The sequence below is a fragment of the Rothia sp. HMSC065D02 genome (assembly GCF_001815285.1).
GTDB classification, from domain to species: Bacteria; Actinomycetota; Actinomycetes; order Actinomycetales; family Micrococcaceae; genus Rothia; species Rothia dentocariosa.
Genome location: NZ_KV820091.1, coordinates 111,681 through 127,529 on the forward strand (window position 1 = coordinate 111,681; position 15,849 = coordinate 127,529).

General features: G+C 54.1%; 14 protein-coding genes and 1 pseudogene. 4 read left to right on the forward strand and 11 right to left on the reverse strand.

Annotated elements, in window-relative coordinates:
* The 4 genes and pseudogenes from HMPREF3016_RS11150 to fbaA all read right to left on the reverse strand — a co-directional run.
* Positions 1–184, reverse strand: a pseudogene (locus tag HMPREF3016_RS11150) (hypothetical protein); the annotation flags it as partial.
* A gap of 36 nt (positions 185–220) precedes the next feature.
* Positions 221–940, reverse strand: a complete 720-nt coding sequence (locus HMPREF3016_RS06975) for a hypothetical protein (RefSeq protein ID WP_246828506.1) — start codon at positions 938–940, stop codon at positions 221–223.
* Between the two features lie 357 nt (positions 941–1,297).
* The gene (locus HMPREF3016_RS06980) at positions 1,298–2,047 is read right to left on the reverse strand and encodes a hypothetical protein (protein WP_070741288.1); all 750 of its coding nucleotides are present in this window, start codon (positions 2,045–2,047) and stop codon (positions 1,298–1,300) included.
* Between the two features lie 174 nt (positions 2,048–2,221).
* Positions 2,222–3,247: a class II fructose-bisphosphate aldolase gene (gene fbaA, locus HMPREF3016_RS06985; protein WP_048755365.1), complete on the reverse strand. Its 1,026-nt coding sequence runs from the start codon at positions 3,245–3,247 to the stop codon at positions 2,222–2,224.
* Positions 3,248–3,454: 207 nt separating this feature from the next.
* Here fbaA and HMPREF3016_RS06990 point away from each other — a divergent pair, with 207 nt between their 5' ends.
* The 3 genes from HMPREF3016_RS06990 to HMPREF3016_RS07000 all read left to right on the forward strand — a co-directional run bounded on the left by HMPREF3016_RS06990 (position 3,455) and on the right by HMPREF3016_RS07000 (position 6,933).
* Entirely contained in the window at positions 3,455–3,760 is a 306-nt protein-coding gene (locus HMPREF3016_RS06990) for a hypothetical protein (RefSeq protein WP_070741291.1), read from the forward strand.
* 372 nt (positions 3,761–4,132) lie between these two features.
* Entirely contained in the window at positions 4,133–5,716 is a 1,584-nt protein-coding gene (locus HMPREF3016_RS06995) for an amino acid permease (RefSeq protein ID WP_013398060.1), read from the forward strand.
* A 176-nt stretch (positions 5,717–5,892) separates the two neighbouring features.
* Positions 5,893–6,933 (forward strand): ornithine cyclodeaminase, encoded by a 1,041-nt coding sequence (locus HMPREF3016_RS07000; RefSeq protein ID WP_070741294.1) that lies wholly within the window; start codon positions 5,893–5,895, stop codon positions 6,931–6,933.
* A 106-nt stretch (positions 6,934–7,039) separates the two neighbouring features.
* Here the strand turns inward: HMPREF3016_RS07000 and HMPREF3016_RS07005 are convergent, their stop codons facing one another.
* From HMPREF3016_RS07005 to HMPREF3016_RS07030, 6 genes are all read right to left on the reverse strand, one after another.
* A complete protein-coding gene (locus tag HMPREF3016_RS07005; RefSeq protein ID WP_048755368.1) occupies positions 7,040–7,780 on the reverse strand; it encodes a TrmH family RNA methyltransferase in 741 nt (246 codons plus the stop codon).
* Positions 7,781–7,901: 121 nt separating this feature from the next.
* Positions 7,902–8,483, reverse strand: coding sequence for an orotate phosphoribosyltransferase (gene pyrE, locus HMPREF3016_RS07010; protein ID WP_048753550.1), 582 nt, complete (start codon positions 8,481–8,483; stop codon positions 7,902–7,904).
* 160 nt (positions 8,484–8,643) lie between these two features.
* Entirely contained in the window at positions 8,644–9,354 is a 711-nt protein-coding gene (locus HMPREF3016_RS07015) for a C4-dicarboxylate ABC transporter permease (RefSeq protein ID WP_070741297.1), read from the reverse strand.
* A 197-nt stretch (positions 9,355–9,551) separates the two neighbouring features.
* Positions 9,552–10,343: an HAD-IIB family hydrolase gene (locus HMPREF3016_RS07020; RefSeq protein WP_070741300.1), complete on the reverse strand. Its 792-nt coding sequence runs from the start codon at positions 10,341–10,343 to the stop codon at positions 9,552–9,554.
* Positions 10,340–11,860 carry an anthranilate synthase component I family protein gene (locus tag HMPREF3016_RS07025; protein ID WP_246828507.1) on the reverse strand — a complete coding sequence of 507 codons (1,521 nt, stop codon included), beginning with the start codon at positions 11,858–11,860 and terminating at the stop codon, positions 10,340–10,342. Before HMPREF3016_RS07025 ends, HMPREF3016_RS07020 begins: the two co-directional genes overlap by 4 nt.
* 156 nt (positions 11,861–12,016) lie before the next feature.
* The gene (locus HMPREF3016_RS07030; RefSeq protein WP_070450675.1) at positions 12,017–12,349 is read right to left on the reverse strand and encodes a rhodanese-like domain-containing protein; all 333 of its coding nucleotides are present in this window, start codon (positions 12,347–12,349) and stop codon (positions 12,017–12,019) included.
* A 244-nt stretch (positions 12,350–12,593) separates the two neighbouring features.
* On the opposite strand from HMPREF3016_RS07030, the gene HMPREF3016_RS07035 reads away from it, so the two are divergent.
* Positions 12,594–14,048, forward strand: coding sequence for a peptide MFS transporter (locus tag HMPREF3016_RS07035; protein ID WP_013398068.1), 1,455 nt, complete (start codon positions 12,594–12,596; stop codon positions 14,046–14,048).
* 146 nt (positions 14,049–14,194) lie between these two features.
* Here the strand turns inward: HMPREF3016_RS07035 and HMPREF3016_RS07040 are convergent, their stop codons facing one another.
* Positions 14,195–15,388: a Fic family protein gene (locus HMPREF3016_RS07040; protein WP_070741306.1), complete on the reverse strand. Its 1,194-nt coding sequence runs from the start codon at positions 15,386–15,388 to the stop codon at positions 14,195–14,197.
* Positions 15,389–15,849: the final 461 nt, after the last annotated feature.

Sequence of the window (15,849 nt, forward strand, 5' to 3'; positions counted from 1 at the left end):
GGAATTTAGGGTATGCCGTCGTCACGGCTATGGAAGCCTCCGTTTGATTCGCAGCTCTCGGATGCGCATACTGACCCGGTACCGTCGAATCTTGAAAGCCGGAAGGATGCGACGCCGCCCAGGGTTTTACTGCATCCTGCGGATTCTGTTCGACAAAGTTCTCTCTCGATGATTGCTCACTCATAAATTCAAAACTATCACGCATATCGTTCACATCCCGCTATTTTTCTGCCTCTTCGTCACTGAGGCTGTTGTTTGAACTTTCCTTACTATCGAGGTTTGCGATATTTAGGGGTCGGGCGGCAGGTTTAGTTTTTGTCGTCTCTGAACCCATCATTTTCACGAAAACAATGCTCACCCCAAGGTCAAAAAGAACCATAAGACACCCAAAGGGGTTATCGTATGTGACGGTAATCATGGTCATTACGAAAGAGAATACAAGACCATAGTTATTCACCTTTTCAACCCAGGGGTAATCTTTGTGCCGTATAAATTTTGCGCAGGCGCGGGTCTGTACAGCCGTAATATATACTGCATAAGGAATCATCAGAAACCCAAGAATTGCTATATGGGATAATGGCCGTTCAACCGATAACAGATTTACAGAAGTTTCTTCGCGATATGAAGTTGAATACCGCGCCATAGAGTTTATCCACGAATAAGCTATAACTACTATCGGAATATACGCCAGAGCTATACGAAGAACATAGAATATCTTGAGATTCTCAAGCCCTAGGGGTTTTGCCGCAGAGACTTCCACTGAATCGTGCGCTTTCTCTGGCGATTTTGTAGGGCTTCCTGAACTTGTGGGTTTTTCCGACTTTTCGGCATCATTTTCCGGCTCTCCACTAGGGCGGATCACGAGTTCCTCATCCCCCAGCTGGCCGTAAAGTGCCGTATACGCAGGAAGTTCATGACCTGCCGAGGCGCTATCGACCATACCCGACCAAGGAACCTTGCGGCTGCTTTGAGCGGCAGGCGCATCGTGAGCAGAATTTTGGGGTGAAAAATCATGATCTGTACTCATATTTTTACCCTATGATTACACCCTGGATATTCTATGAAAACCCCCTGAACATTCTCAATGAATATACTCCTTACATATTTCCTCATACTAAAAAGGCTCTTTATTCCAATAAAGTATTAGAAAATCTGCCCGACATAAGTAAGTGCGGCTGCTAGAGCGCGCATTTCCACACGGGTAGCGTCCGTTCCCAAATGTTTATATGAGAGTGCCCCGGACTCCTTGAAAAAGTTCGGGGCACTCATGTATTTCACAACCTACGGAGTATAGAGACTAGATTAAGGGCGGCTCCGGCGGATTCTGAGTCTGTGCAGTCGGTGCCTGTGCTGGCGCTTCAGGGTTGTGCGGCATGACGGTCGGCGGTACAGAAGTATGTGGAGTCGCCGCGTAAACGGGCTGAGCTTGAGCCGTCTTCATTCTCTGGCGGCGAGAATATTCGCGAATTGTAATGACGATAAAGAATATGCACAGGGCTACGTCAATAATGTACAGTCCCCAATCTAAGTACGTTGAAGCTTTGGCATATTCAAAGAAAATATCTAAGCGCAGAAGATTCTCAATAAGTTTAGGTAGCGAGGGCAACTGGACGATTAAACCGAGGATATTCACGCCCAGAATATAGCCAAGCCCTTTGGACCGCAGGTATAGTACTACCGCGATAATCTGCATGATTTCGTAGACCGGATATCCAATAACCTGCGCCACTTCGATAAAATTTTTGAAAGCAAACCACATATAATCATCAAGCATTATGGTAATAAGGATGTAGAAACTCCGTACACTAAACCATAAACTCGCCGCCATGATTATGATGCGCACCCCATACAGCCAACGGAACGGGAATTTAGGGTATGCCGTCGTCACGGCTATGGACGCCTCCGTTTGGCTCGCAGCTCCCGGGTGCGCATACTGCCCCGGTACCGTCGAAGCCTGATCGTCGGAAGGCTGCGACGCCGCCCAGGGTTTTACCGCATCCCGCGGACTCTGTTCGACAAAGTTTTCTCTCGATGATTGCTCGCTCATAAATATAAAACTACCATGCACACCGTTCACGACGGCGACTATTTTCGCCGGATTCGCCCGGAGAGCCTCTCGAACACGTACTAAAAAGGCTCTTTATTCCAATAAAGCGGTGGAAAACCCGCTTTATTGGAATAAAGAGCCTTCTGATGCCGGGGCAAACCGGCTAAGCATTACCTACTTGTTCAGCGAGGTGCCTGCCGAGCCGAGCTGCTGGCAAGCCTCAACCACGCGAGCTGCCATGCCCTCTTCAGCCTTAGCGCCCCACACGCGGGGGTCGTATGCCTTCTTGTTGCCGACCTCGCCGTCAACCTTGAGCACGCCGTCATAGTTGGTGAACATGTGACCGGCGACCGGGCGGGTGAAAGCGTACTGGGTATCGGTATCAATGTTCATCTTGATCACACCGTAGGAAACCGCATCCGCAATCTCCTGAGCGGTCGAACCGGAACCACCGTGGAACACGAGCGAGAACGGCTTCTCCTTACCGTACTTAGCGCCGATCTCGTCCTGAATCTGCTTGAGCAGTTCGGGGCGCAGGTGCACGTTACCGGGCTTGTACACGCCGTGCACGTTACCGAAGGTCAGCGCCGCAATGTAGCGACCCTTCTCGCCCAGACCCAGAGCCTCAACGGTCTTCACCGCGTCATCAACAGTGGTGTACAGGGTGTCGTCAATAGCGCCTTCAACGCCGTCTTCCTCGCCGCCGACGGCACCAATCTCAACCTCAAGCACAATCTTTGCCTTGTTGGTGCGCTCCAGAAGCTCAGCCGCAATTTTGAGGTTCTCGTCAAGATCAATAGCGGAACCATCCCACATATGGGAGTTAAAGATGGGGTCTTCGCCGCGCGCCACAGCCTTTTCAGACTCGGCGAGCAGGGGAAGAACAAAACCATCCAGCTTGTCCTTGGGGCAGTGGTCAGTGTGCAGCGCGATGTTCACGTCGTACTGCTTGGCGATCTCACGAGCGTATGCCGCGAATGCCAGGGAACCAGCGACCATATCCTTCTTCGATGCTCCCGACCAGTACGCTGCGCCACCAGTGGATGCCTGAACAATACCGTCAGAACCAGCCTCAGCGAAACCGCGAAGAGCGGCGTTGAGGGTCTGCGAGGAGGTGACGTTTACTGCCGGGTAGGCGAAGCCTTTTGCTTTCGCATTCTCCAGCATCTCTGCGTAGACTTCGGGGGTTGCAATAGCCATGCTGACTCCTTGACTAGGGTGCGGGAAAACGTAAATTCCCGTGGTTTTGTTGGCGTGTCTGAACGCCATCTACAGAGACTATTTTACCAAGGGGGTTAGGGTTTTCTGTAGACTGAAAGCGCCGGTTTTTCGGCTTATTTCGGGCTTTGATGAGGCATTTTAGCCCGTACTTGAGAGTCATTGTCATCATAATGAGGGGAACGCCGAATGGGTGAAAATAACCCTAAGAACACACGGCTGGCACGCCTGCAAGAACGCCGCGCGGCGATTCAAGCCCGCATGGATGCACACGTCATTGGAGGTGGACCCGTCGCCAAATCCCTCGCCCTCATTGAACGGATGCGCGCCGAAGGTGCCACCGACCTTGAGATCGATACCGCTCTCGCCAAGAAGAAGCTCCCCTCCGTCATCGAGGTGGGGCGCAAATCTGCACTTCACGTGCCCGGCTGGTGGCTGCTGACCCGCCGCAAGAAGCGCCTCGACCGAAAGATTCACGCACTGGGCGGCAGCTAAACCCACGAAAAGCGAGCGCCGTCTCCTCGTATCCTGTACACCCTGCCTGTATAAATACACACATATTTTTCTGTGAGCCAGGGATAATTTTATGTTCCCTGCTACAGCAAGGAATAAACTGTATTTATTAAATTTCAATAACAATTTTCGGAATATTCCCGACATCACAGTAGTACGTGCATTATGCATTGACACGCATATTATCGGGGTGTGCTCCCCGTAACATTCTTATACTTGGTCTGCTATAGTCTTAAAAAACTCCATGCGGCTTCCGGAATTTACTATATATCCGCGTGGAACAACACCGTATTGTGGCGCTCTGAGAAGGTACACCATCGTTCCCGCTGGGCGCTGCAGGTCATAAGGAAAAATATGAGTCTCGATTCACCTAAAAAACCTATGACGCGACCAGACCACGAAGATGCCTTCGCTCATGAGCAGGAAGGTCTGCACAAGGGGCTAGGCGCTCGACAACTTCAGATGATTGCGATCGGTTCCGCTATCGGTACCGGTCTATTCTTGGGGACAGGCGGGCGCCTCGAAAAGGCCGGCCCTATGCTTGCGATCATTTTCGCCGTCTGCGGGTTCTTCGGCTACCTGATCCTGCGCGCACTGGGCGAGCTGATCCTGCACCGCCCCTCCTCTGGTTCGTTCGTTTCGTACACCCGTGAATTCTACGGCGAAAAGGCGGCGTTCGTCTCCGGCTGGCTGTACTGGCTCAACTGGGCTATGACGGCGGTAGCGGATGCGACCGCAATTGCTATCTACATCTCCTGGTTTGGGCGATATAACCAATTCTTTGCCGACCTACCGCAATGGCTCACCGCCTTCATCGTGGTGATTGTGACCGTGTCCCTGAACCTGGTCTCGGTTAAGCTCTTCGGCGAGCTGGAGTTCTGGTTTGCGCTCATCAAGATTCTGGCGCTGCTGACCTTCATGGCGGTTGGTATTTGGTACCTCATCTTCGGACAGCCCATCAACGGCGTGCAACCCGGTATTCCGCTGATTATGTCACATGAGGGGCTCTTCCCGCAGGGTGTTCTTCCGGCATTAATCGTCGTGCAGGGCGTTGTGTTCGCATACGCCGGTATCGAGTTGGTGGGCACCACCTCCGGCGAAACAAAGGACGTCAAGAAGATTATTCCGCGCGCTATCAACGCTGTGGTGTGGCGCATTGCTATCTTCTACGTGGGCGCCGTAGTGCTGCTGTGCCTGCTCATGCCGTACACCGTCTACAGCGATGACGAGTCGCCCTTCGTGACCTTTTTCGACAATATTGGCGTGACCGCGAGCGCCCCGATCATGCAGCTGGTCGTGATTACCGCCGCCGCATCGTCGCTGAACGCGGGCCTGTATTCGACCGGTCGTATTCTGCATTCGATGGGTGTTGCCGGGTCTGCGCCGAAGTTCGCAACTAAGGTTTCTAAGTCGGGCGTTCCGGTGGCGGGTATTCTGCTGACCGGCGTGGTGGGGCTTTTCGGTGTGGTTCTGAATTTCATTGTTCCCGAACAGGCGTTTGAGGTCGTCCTCAATATTGCGGCCTTCGGTACGATGGCATCCTGGGTTGCTATTTCGCTCTCGCACCAGAAGTTCCTCAAGCTGGCTAAGGAAGGAAAGTACACACGCCCCGAGTACCGTGCTCCCGGCGGGCGCTTTGCCGACTGGTCGGTTCTGACCTTCATGGCTATTGTTATTGTGCTGATGGCACTCGACTACCCCGTGGGCACATGGACTCTTATCTCGCTTCTTTTCGTGATTCCGCTGCTCATCATTGGTTGGTTTGTGGTGCGCGATCGCGTGAATGAGGTTGCGCGTGTTCGTGAGGGCTTCACAGGCGCTGTTCCGGTGATTGCGGCTCCTCCGATGGCGCGTAAGCTCTCGAATGAGGGCGTGTACAAGAATTACTTCACGGAACTTGCCGAACACGACGATGATTCGGATGAGGATCGGAAGTAGCTTTTTACACACATTATTTTCCGGATATTGCACACACTACGCTGACATAATGTCATGCATATTGTCAGCGTATTCCGGGGAATATTATATACATCACAGTAATAATCTATACATTTGACCGCTGGTATACTGATTCAGTATTTCATGTCAGCCTCTCACGACTAAGGAGATTTATCGTGACCGACCACAGGGTTGAATTTGTTGATGTTGCATCCATGGCACAGTGGATTCAGCGTGACGGTGTTGGGAATATTATTGCCGGTATGGTGAATTTCTTGGAAGAAGATTTCAAGAAATGGCAGAGCTTCGATAAGATTCCGCGCGTGGCATCCCACACCCCCTTCGGCGTGATTGAGTTAATGCCGACCTCAGATAACATCATCTATTCCTTCAAGTACGTGAACGGGCACCCCTCGAACCCTGCACGCGGATACCAGACCGTGACCGCGTTCGGTCTGCTGGCTGATGTGGATAACGGATACCCCGTCTTCCTCGCGGAGATGACCCTGCTGACCGCCCTTCGTACCGCCGCTGTTTCTGCCATGGTGGCTAAACATCTAGCACGCAAGGATTCGCGGAAGATGGCGATGATCGGCGCCGGTTCACAGTCCGAGTTCCAGGCTCTTGGGATGCGCGCCGTCCTCGGCATCGAAGACCTTGTGGTGTACGATGTTGATCCCGCCGCTATCGAGAAGTTCCGCCGTAATTTGGAGCCTCTGGGGTTCAGGATTCATGCCGCATCCAGCGTGGACGAGGCCGTTGCAGACGCCGATATTATTACCACCTGTACCGCCGATAAACAGCAGGCAAAGGTGCTTCTAAATTCGCAGGTAAAGCCCGGTGTGCATCTGAATGCTATTGGAGGCGACTGCCCCGGCAAAACCGAGCTGGAGAGCGAGATTTTGGATCGTTCGACCGTGTTCGTGGAGTTCCCGCCGCAGACCCGCATCGAGGGTGAAATTCAGCAGAAGGACCCGGATTTCCCCGTGGTGGAGTTCTGGAAGGTTCTGACCGGCGAGGAGCCCGGGCGTACCTCGGATGAGCAGATTACTCTCTTCGATTCGGTGGGCTTTGCGATCGCCGACTTCTCGGCACTGCGCTATGCACGCGAGGCAACCCGGGGCACCGATCTGCAGCAGTTCATTGACCTGGTGGCAAATCCGGACGATCCGAAGGATCTTTTCTCGCTCGTGAACGTGAACGTTCCGGTGGGCTAGGGGTTCACTCCCCTACACAACACCGCGAGCAGGTGGTTTTTGGTTCGAGCAGGTAGGATTTTCCTACCTTTTCGGCAAAATCCTACCTGCTCGCGGTGTATTTGTTTTAAGGTTTCTGTCCGAAAACGTGGCGGCGCACCCAGGCGTGCATCGCGATCCCAGCGGCGGTTGCCGCGTTCATCGAGCGGGTTGAACCGAATTGCTCGATCGAGAGCGTATCGCGCGCGGCGGCGTGAATTTCCTCCGATAACCCTGGGCCTTCCTGCCCAAAGACCAGCACACAGTTCTTCGGCAAATCATAGGTTTCAAGCGGCACCGAATCCGGAAAAATATCGATGCCGATAATGTCCAGCCCCTCGCCCTGCGCCCACGCCACAAAGTCCTCAATCGTGGGGTGATGCCGCACATGCTGATACCGGTCGGTCACCATCGCACCGCGTCGGTTCCAGCGTTTCTTACCAATAATATGCACTTCCTTCGCCAAAAAGGCGTTCGCAGTGCGCACCACGGTACCGATATTCAGATCGTGCTGCCAGTTCTCGATCGCGACGTGAAAATCATGGCGGCGCGTGTCAAGGTCGGCGATAATCGCCTCCATGCTCCAGTAACGGTACTTATCCACCACATTGCGGCGGTCGCCCTCGCGCAGAAGCTGTTCATCCCAATGCTCGCCTTCGGGCCGCTCGCCCTCCCAAGGACCGACGCCAACCTCAAACCGGGGCGTTCCGAAAGTCTCGCTTTCGGGGTACTCTTGCGGTGTACCCTGCGGCTCTGCAGATTCGTTCACACAGGAATCCTGCCCGGGATCTGAGGGGTCAAGGGGGGTCTGATGGCTTGGGGAACTCATGGTTTCTTTCTGATGGCGCGTACATATAGTGCCGGATGCGCGGCGAAGGAATCTGGGGTGGGCGGTGCGGCGATGCCCGCACGCCACTGGTTGCCAGCACGCGCGGGCATCTACAAAGTCCCTAGTCGAGCCCTAAATCATCCTTGGAGTAGGCGTAGAAGCAGGGAACCCCGGCAATCTCTTCGATATGTTCTTTCGCCCCGGTTGCACGGTCTACGATGACGGCGACGGCGACGACCTCGGCGCCCGCTGTGCGCAGCGCATCCACGGCGGTTAACGCGGACCCGCCGGTGGTGGAAGTATCTTCGACAGCAACCACGCGGCGACCCTCAACGCTGGGCCCCTCAACCTGGCGACCCATGCCGTAGGACTTTTGCGCCTTACGCACCACAAACGAATCGATAGCACGATCTTGATCGCCCGCCGCGCGCATAATTGCGGAACCAACGGGGTCGGCGCCCATCGTTAGACCACCGGCGGCCTCAAACTCGATACCGTTGCGGTCGAGCAGATCGAGCATCACCTGACCGACCAGGCGCGACGCTTCGTGATGCAGGGTAATACGGCGCAAGTCGACGTAGTAGTCGGCTTCTTTCCCGGAAGCAAGAGTCACTTTACCGCGCACCACGGCAAGCTCGGAGATGAGCTGGCGCAGACGTTCGCGGGCTTCTTCGATGGGCAGGGTTTCGGATAGTTTAGTCATATTTCAAGTTTAGCGGGTTACCCCGGGTACGGGCTGGCGGTGGGTGTCCAGGGCTATACCTTAGGTGCCTTAGGGGTGCGTCCCGGCTCTCTGCCGCGTAAAAAAGGCTCTTTATTCACATAAAGAGCCTTTTTAGCACCTACTGCCCTAAATATGCAGGTTAGTTCTGGTACGGCGCCTGGGGCTGAACGGGCTGCGCCTGTACGACTGTGGGCTGGGCCATCGGATTCTGTGCCAGACGGTACGCCTTGGAGTCACGCATAAACCTGTTGGTCCCGGGCAGCCACAAGAAAACAATCAGGGCAACGTTAGCAATAAACAACACCACGTAGATCACAATGAGCGTAGAAAGGGAAGACGTAAAACCGGGCGCGAGCGATGACCTCTCTTCATTCATGCCGCTCAAAGCCGCCGATGTGATAAACGTGTGCAAAACAATACCGGCAAGAGCCAAAACAGCAATAACGGTCATGACGATACGCGACCAGTTGTATCCTCGATAGATGAAAACACCGAACAGGACGTACAGAATAATACTGAGGAACAGCGGAAGAGAAATAAAGGACACAAACGATTCTAGAGTATTGTAGTTTCTGAGTGACTGCCCGCCATTCATCACAGCCACAGTCTGCAGAGAGCTCATGGCAGACCTCATGGTACCGAACTCAACGAGGCGTAAGAGCGCGCACGCCAGACTGACTATAAAAGCGGTCATAGCCAACGCCGTAATTTTGGGGCGAGTGGCTGGTATTGAAGCTGCAGCGGCGTAAGCTGTCGGTGCGGGCTGCATCATAGGCTGCTGAGAAGAAGTTTGCTGAACAGACGGGGAATTCTGCGGTTTTTCTTGACCGGACGTAATGTTCTCACTCATCGGTAATGCTCCTTCAAATATTGTGTGCGGAAAGATGGTTTTGTAAAACCACCTCTAGAGCATAGCCGAAATTATGTGAAATAGGGGTATTCTGCGATGATTCGTCGGATTTCAAACTGCACCGAACATGCCGCATAAAAAGAGCCTTGATAGTGAATAAAGCGTTAAAACCCGCTTTATATAAATAAAGAGCCTTTTTACAAGGCGGACGAGGAAGCGAGTACGCGGATGGCGGCGGCGACCGCATCCGGATGCGGGTCCACCGTCAGATCTGCGAGCGGCAGCAGGGCCTCATGCGAGCCCACCGCGACCGCATATTGAGCACCCTCAAGCAGCCCTGCATCGTTCATATCGTTGCCAAACGCGATATAAGGGTCGGGTTTTTCGCCCGGACGCGTGCCAAGCGCCTGCGGGAGAGCCGAAACTTTATGCACTCCCCCGGGCGCCAGGTCAATACTCGTGGTGGCATCCTGGTGCTTAGTCACATGCAGGTTTAGGCTCGCAATAGTCTCTTCAAGCTCGGCGTAAAGATGCGGATTATTGATGTCAAGCAGAATTATTTTGACCGGATTCTCCAGGTCTTTCAAGGAAACTAGGCGGTCCGTTCCCTCGGGGTTTAGCCGTTCCACGAGCACATGCGCATCAGGCAAATCAAAGGCGTAAGAATCCAGGGAGTCCACGATATAGTGCAGTCCGTGACGTTCGATAAGGTCCCGAATTTTCGCATAACTATGCGCATCTAGGTGTTCCCGCGCCCGCAGCTGCCCGTCCCGGTACAGCAGCGAACCGTTCGCGCCGATCAGCACCAACCCGCTATGCGCGCGCACATCATCAGAGAGCATGGGCAGAATATCTCGCACCGGTCGGGCAGAAGCAAAAACCACGTGGTGTCCTGCCTGCAGCAACGCATAAATTTCGCGCTCAATGGCGGGTTCGATCACCATGCCGTTAAAGCTGGTGGTGCCGTCGATATCGAAGACAAAATTCATGATACCCCTGAGTTTTCTCGGTCGGTCGCGGCGACGCTCTGCTTACTCACACCTTTTTCAACGATGCGCCCCACACTCGGCGGAAGCGCCGCACGCAGTTTCGTCAGCATCTCTTCGTACTCGGCGTTCGGGTCTGAATCGGCGACAATCGCGCCGCCGGCGGCGAGGGTTATAAGCCCGTTATCGTGTGCAACCAAGGTACGTATGACAATAGAGAGATTGGCACCGCCATCCGCCGAGAAGAATCCGAGAGCACCCGAGTATACGCCGCGGGGGCGCGCCTCCAGATCCTCAATAATATTCATTGTTGAGGGCTTAGGCGCGCCGGTCATAGATCCGCCAGGGAAGCAGGCCGCGCTGGCATGCACCGCCGAAATTTCGGGTTTAAGGCGCGCAGTGACGGTCGAAACAAGCTGATGCACCGTTGCATAACTTTCCACACCCATGAGTACAGGAACCTGCACACTCGCGGGGTCACTCACCGTCGAGAGGTCGTTGCGCAAAAGATCGACGATCATCAGGTTCTCGGCGCGGGTTTTCGCATCGTGCTGCAGCCAGTGAGCCGCGGCGGCGTCATCCTGAGGATTCGCACCGCGCGGGCACGTCCCTTTAATCGGCTTCGTTTCGGCGTTTCCGTGCGTATCAACCATCAGAAAACGCTCAGGAGACGAAGAAAGCACAGAGAAATCGCCGCACCGCAAATAGGCGGCATAGGGTGCGGGATTGTGCCTGCGCTGAGTGCGGTACAGCTCAAAAAGCTGATCTGGCGTGAGAGGATGTTCTACCCGCGCGGTACTTTCGGCGCTCAGGCACACCTCATAACTATTCCCCTCGTAAATATGCCATTGTGCGCGCTCAATATCTGCGCAATAGCTTTCACAATCCGGGGCTTCAAAAAGCAGATGCTCCACATGCTGGATCAATGGTTTATCGCCGTCATGTGCGTTATCACCCGGTATCTCACGCCAAGAATCCCGCGCCAATTCGCGCAAACGCGGCTCGATTTCCTCAATCCAGGGTTCGTCGCCAAGCAGCCACGCGCGGCGAGTTTCATGTTCATAGACCAGGTACCGCACGGCGGGCATCCAGAGAGAATCCGGGGTTTGTGCCGTGTGCCGGGGTGTGTATCCGATGCGCCCGGGGTGCAGGGCGGCGCGCGCCTCGTACCCGAAATAACCCACGTAACCACCGCGCAAACCTTCGGGCAGCTCGGCAATGTCATCGGGTTCAGGCATACTGGCAAGCGCAGTATCGAGAGCATCCCAGGGAGTCGGGTTTGTTGCCTCGCATGCGTTTTCGATGCGCAGCACAGCCGCCCAATGCGGGACGACGCCCACATACGAGACGCGAGACATAGGCGATTCTTCTCGTGCGGAATCAAGCCAATAGGCGTACCGAGCGTCCGCAGCGATCACGGGGTATGCAGCCTCGGGCATGATCTCAAAGTCGAGGGCGCGCACGTGCAGCGTTGGGTATTGATCGGGCTGAAGAATCACGTTTCCTATTGTAGAGTGCATTGCCGTCGGTCTTGAGCAGTGTGGCTTCGACCCGAATACAAAGGATGCGGCACCAGCAGCCATTTCGGGGGCTGGGGTGCCGCATCCTTATATGTTGTTTTGGCTATATACACTAGTCAAACCGGATATATTCCAAAGTTTTAGGGTATAGCGTCATTAGTGAACGACGGCAGGTTCCTGCCCGTTTTCGCTTTCCATGGGCAGCTTTGCGGTGAACCAAGCACTTGTTCCGCCAGCAATATTTTTCGCCTGGTATCCGTTCTGGCGCAGGTATTCAGCCGCACGGTTTGAACGCCCGCCGCCGTGGCAGATTACATAGAATTCTTCATCTTTGCCGGGCAGCTCTGCAAGTCGTTCGGTCAGCGTTCCTAGGGTGATGTGCTGGGCACCAGCAACGTGGCCGCCTTCCCATTCGTAGTCTTCGCGCACATCAATAATCTTGGCACCGGCAGGAACATCGGCAGGGGTTACCTGGGGTACGTTATTCATGGATTCTCCTCTATAGTCTCGTGAGATACATTATCAACTCTACAAAATTTTGAGGCCATAAGGCACGCGCGCGTGCACGCAATACACCCCAGCCCCACCATTCGATATGAGATTTCATGCAGAGTAAATACGGAATTTATGCCTAATTTCTGCACAAGCTTCTGTATACATATGCACTTCACAGGTATACACTGAGGAAATATAACCTAGAACACTTCCGGTCTGTGTATTCTTGGGAGGCTTTATGGTAGCCACACAACCAGCGGCGCAGAAGCCGCGAACATTCTTTGGGCATCCAAAGATGCTTGCCAATCTTTTCACCGTGGAAATGTGGGAACGGTTCTCATTCTATGGGATGCAAGCTCTTGCCCTCTATTACCTGTACTACGCTATCGAAGACGGCGGATTAGGGATCCCCAAAGAAGCAGCCACCGGCGCTATGGGAGCGTATGGTGCAACCGTTTATCTCATGGCGATCCTCGGCGGTATTTTGGGCGACCGCGTCCTAGGCCCCGAACGCACCCTCTTTTATTCCGCTATCGGTATTATGGCGGGGCACATTGTCCTTGCGGTCATGCCCGGCGCAGCTGGCGTGATCACCGGTCTGCTTCTGGTCGCGATCGGTTCAGGGTGTCTCAAAAGCAGCGCATCGGTTCTGGTCGGTTCGCTCTACAGCAAAGACGACTCCAAACGCGAAGCGGGGTTCACGCTTTTCTATATCGGCATCAACATCGGCGCGCTTTTAGGTCCGGCGCTAACCGGCTGGGGATGGGGTTGGCTAGGCTTCCATTTCGGCTTCGGAATCGCGGCTATCGGCATGGCGGCCGGGCTTATTCAGTATGTGCTCACTCGCAAGAACCTGCCCGAGTCGGTGCACGAGGTAACCGTTCCTTTCACCCCACGTCAGAACGGTATTCTAGCCGGTGTTCTGGCAGGTATAGCTCTCATAACATTCCTGCTGGTCATGATGGGCTGGATGACTACAGGCAACCTCGCCACGTGGGTGGTAAGCGCCGTCGGCATCGGGGCCATAGCTCTTTTCATACAGTTGCTCACCGCCAAGAACGTAACCAACACCGAACGCTCGCGGGTGTGGGCGTTTATTCCCCTCTGGATTGCCAACGCTATTTTCTGGGCGCTCTACCAGCAGCAGTTCACGGTCATTCCCATCTATTCTGATGAGCGACTCGACTGGCATATTCTGGGCATGGATCTTCCTCCGACCCTCGTCAATTCCCTTGCCCCTATTTTCGTGATTCTTCTGGGGGCGGGGTTCGCCGCCATGTGGACGAAATTGGGCGATCGGCAGCCGCGCACAACCACCAAGTTCTCACTCGCGCTCGTGATTATCGGCCCGGCATACTGGGTTTTCCTCACGCAGGTGGGTGTCTCTCGCGTGGCGGTCTACTGGATGGTTATCATCATGTTTATCTTCACTGTTGCCGAGCTTACGATTTCGCCCACGGGCATGGCGCTGACCACCAGGCTCGCGCCCGAAGCGTATAAGGTGAACATGATGGCGCTTTACTGGACCTCGCTGGCGATGGGTACCGCATTCGCGGGCTGGTGCGCGCAGTTCTACAGCCAAGACACTGAGGCTTCTTACTTTATGTGGGTGGGTGCCGTCTCGGTTATTGCTGGTATCGTCCTCTTCCTCTGCCGTGCGCCCATCCAGAAACTTATGCGCGATGTGAAGTAGTATTCCGTTTTAGGCATATATAGCGGTGGGTGTATCTTCAACGCTTGAAGATGCACCCACTAGTTTTAACGTCTTAGGTTTGACTTGGGTATATGCCGCCTACGTTATATTCCAGGAGGGGCATAGAGCCTTTCACAACATGATTATTAAGCCTGGATGCGCCGCCCGGCACGCGCCGCAAATGCGTCAAGCGCATCGTTAAGGTGAGGAACCGTCCATACGCGCTGACCCGCAACAAAGGTTTTCTCACGGCGTATCACCCCCGCTTTCTCAAGGGTTGCGATGATGCGGTATATCGTTGCCGGTGCCACAGACGTATTCTGCTCCACCATCTGTACCGTAAAAGCCGGTTCGGTGCAGCAAAAATCGGCGACCGCCTTCAAAGCGGATGTTGTTCGACGTGCTGTTCCCAGAATTTTATCGCGCAATCCGGAGATGTCCTCTGCCAAGATACGAGCGTTCTTGACGGCAGCGTTTGAAGCTTGAATAAAGCACCGGATCATAGGCTCTATATCTCCAGCGCGGTATGCGGTAAGCGCCGCAATATAGTCTGCGACGTCATGCAGAAGCCCCGAAGAAATTGGCAGCACAACATGTTCGGTGACTCCACGTGCCATGAGCAAAGCCGAAATAAGCGCCCGACCGGTACGCCCATTCCCATCAGTAAAAGGGTGAATAGTCTCAAATTGTGCATGAGCGATGGCAGCCTGCACCAGCGGGTCAAGATCACGACGCGCCATAAATTCAACGAGGTCATTCATGGCGGCGGGTACTAGCTTCCAGTGTGGTGCCACATAATCTGCTGTTACAGGCGACTGCCCGCCAACCCACACCCACTGTTGGCGGAACTTCCCGGCGTCATCTAGGGTGCCAGCCGTCAATTCATGGTGCATATGCACGATAGATTCAATGGTCAGGCTCTCTGCCGCCTCTAAAGCTGCCTGCATGGCGCGAACATTGCGTGCCACCAACTCGGCATTATGCCCCACAGTGGAACCGGAAGCGCCCACCACCGCCAACGATAACCTACGTGCTGAAACCGTCAGGTTTTCAATCTGCGAACTTGATGCCGATTCACCCCGCAAAAGCACCGCCGCAAATGGCACGCCACCTAACGCCGCATGCTGCTCGTCGAAGCGAGTAATCGTGCGCGTGCAGTCCTGCACCAGAGTATGTAACTGCGGGGAAAGCTGAGGTGTTTGCTCGGCGATGCGCGGTGTAACGGCACTTTTAAACTCGCCAGTGTTCCGCTGACGAGCACGACGGGATGCGAGTGGGTCACGATGCTGCCACAGAGGCTGCTGTTCCCAATCGAGAGAAGCCCATGAGATGGCTGGCATACCCCACACTCCTTTCTGCTACATGATAGGGAATGCCCTAAAAAATGAGGGAAGTACAGGCAGTTAATGAGAATTTGGAGCTCTATTTTCTCATTAAGAATACTATTGAGAAAATAGAGCTCTCATTTCTCGCTAGGGCAAGCTACTGCACGCTATTCAACCAGCAGGGGCATAGGGGCAGAATAAGCCCCTCGTCAGCAGATCTGACAAAACACGTATTTTCACTAGTCAGATAGTAAATAGAGGCATTCTGTGCTACCAAAAGTCAGGTTTTGCTCGCTGCGCATCCTAACCGTCAGCATCTTAAACCCACCCCAAACATTAGACGCCGTATAAATATTCCCGTCACCGCTGTAACATGACGTTTTGTGTCTCCGCATTACTTCATGTGACGGGTGAAGGGTTCTTAAATCTTCGTTTTAGGACTCATAGCGAAAAACATTATGCGCCGCGCCCGCGAC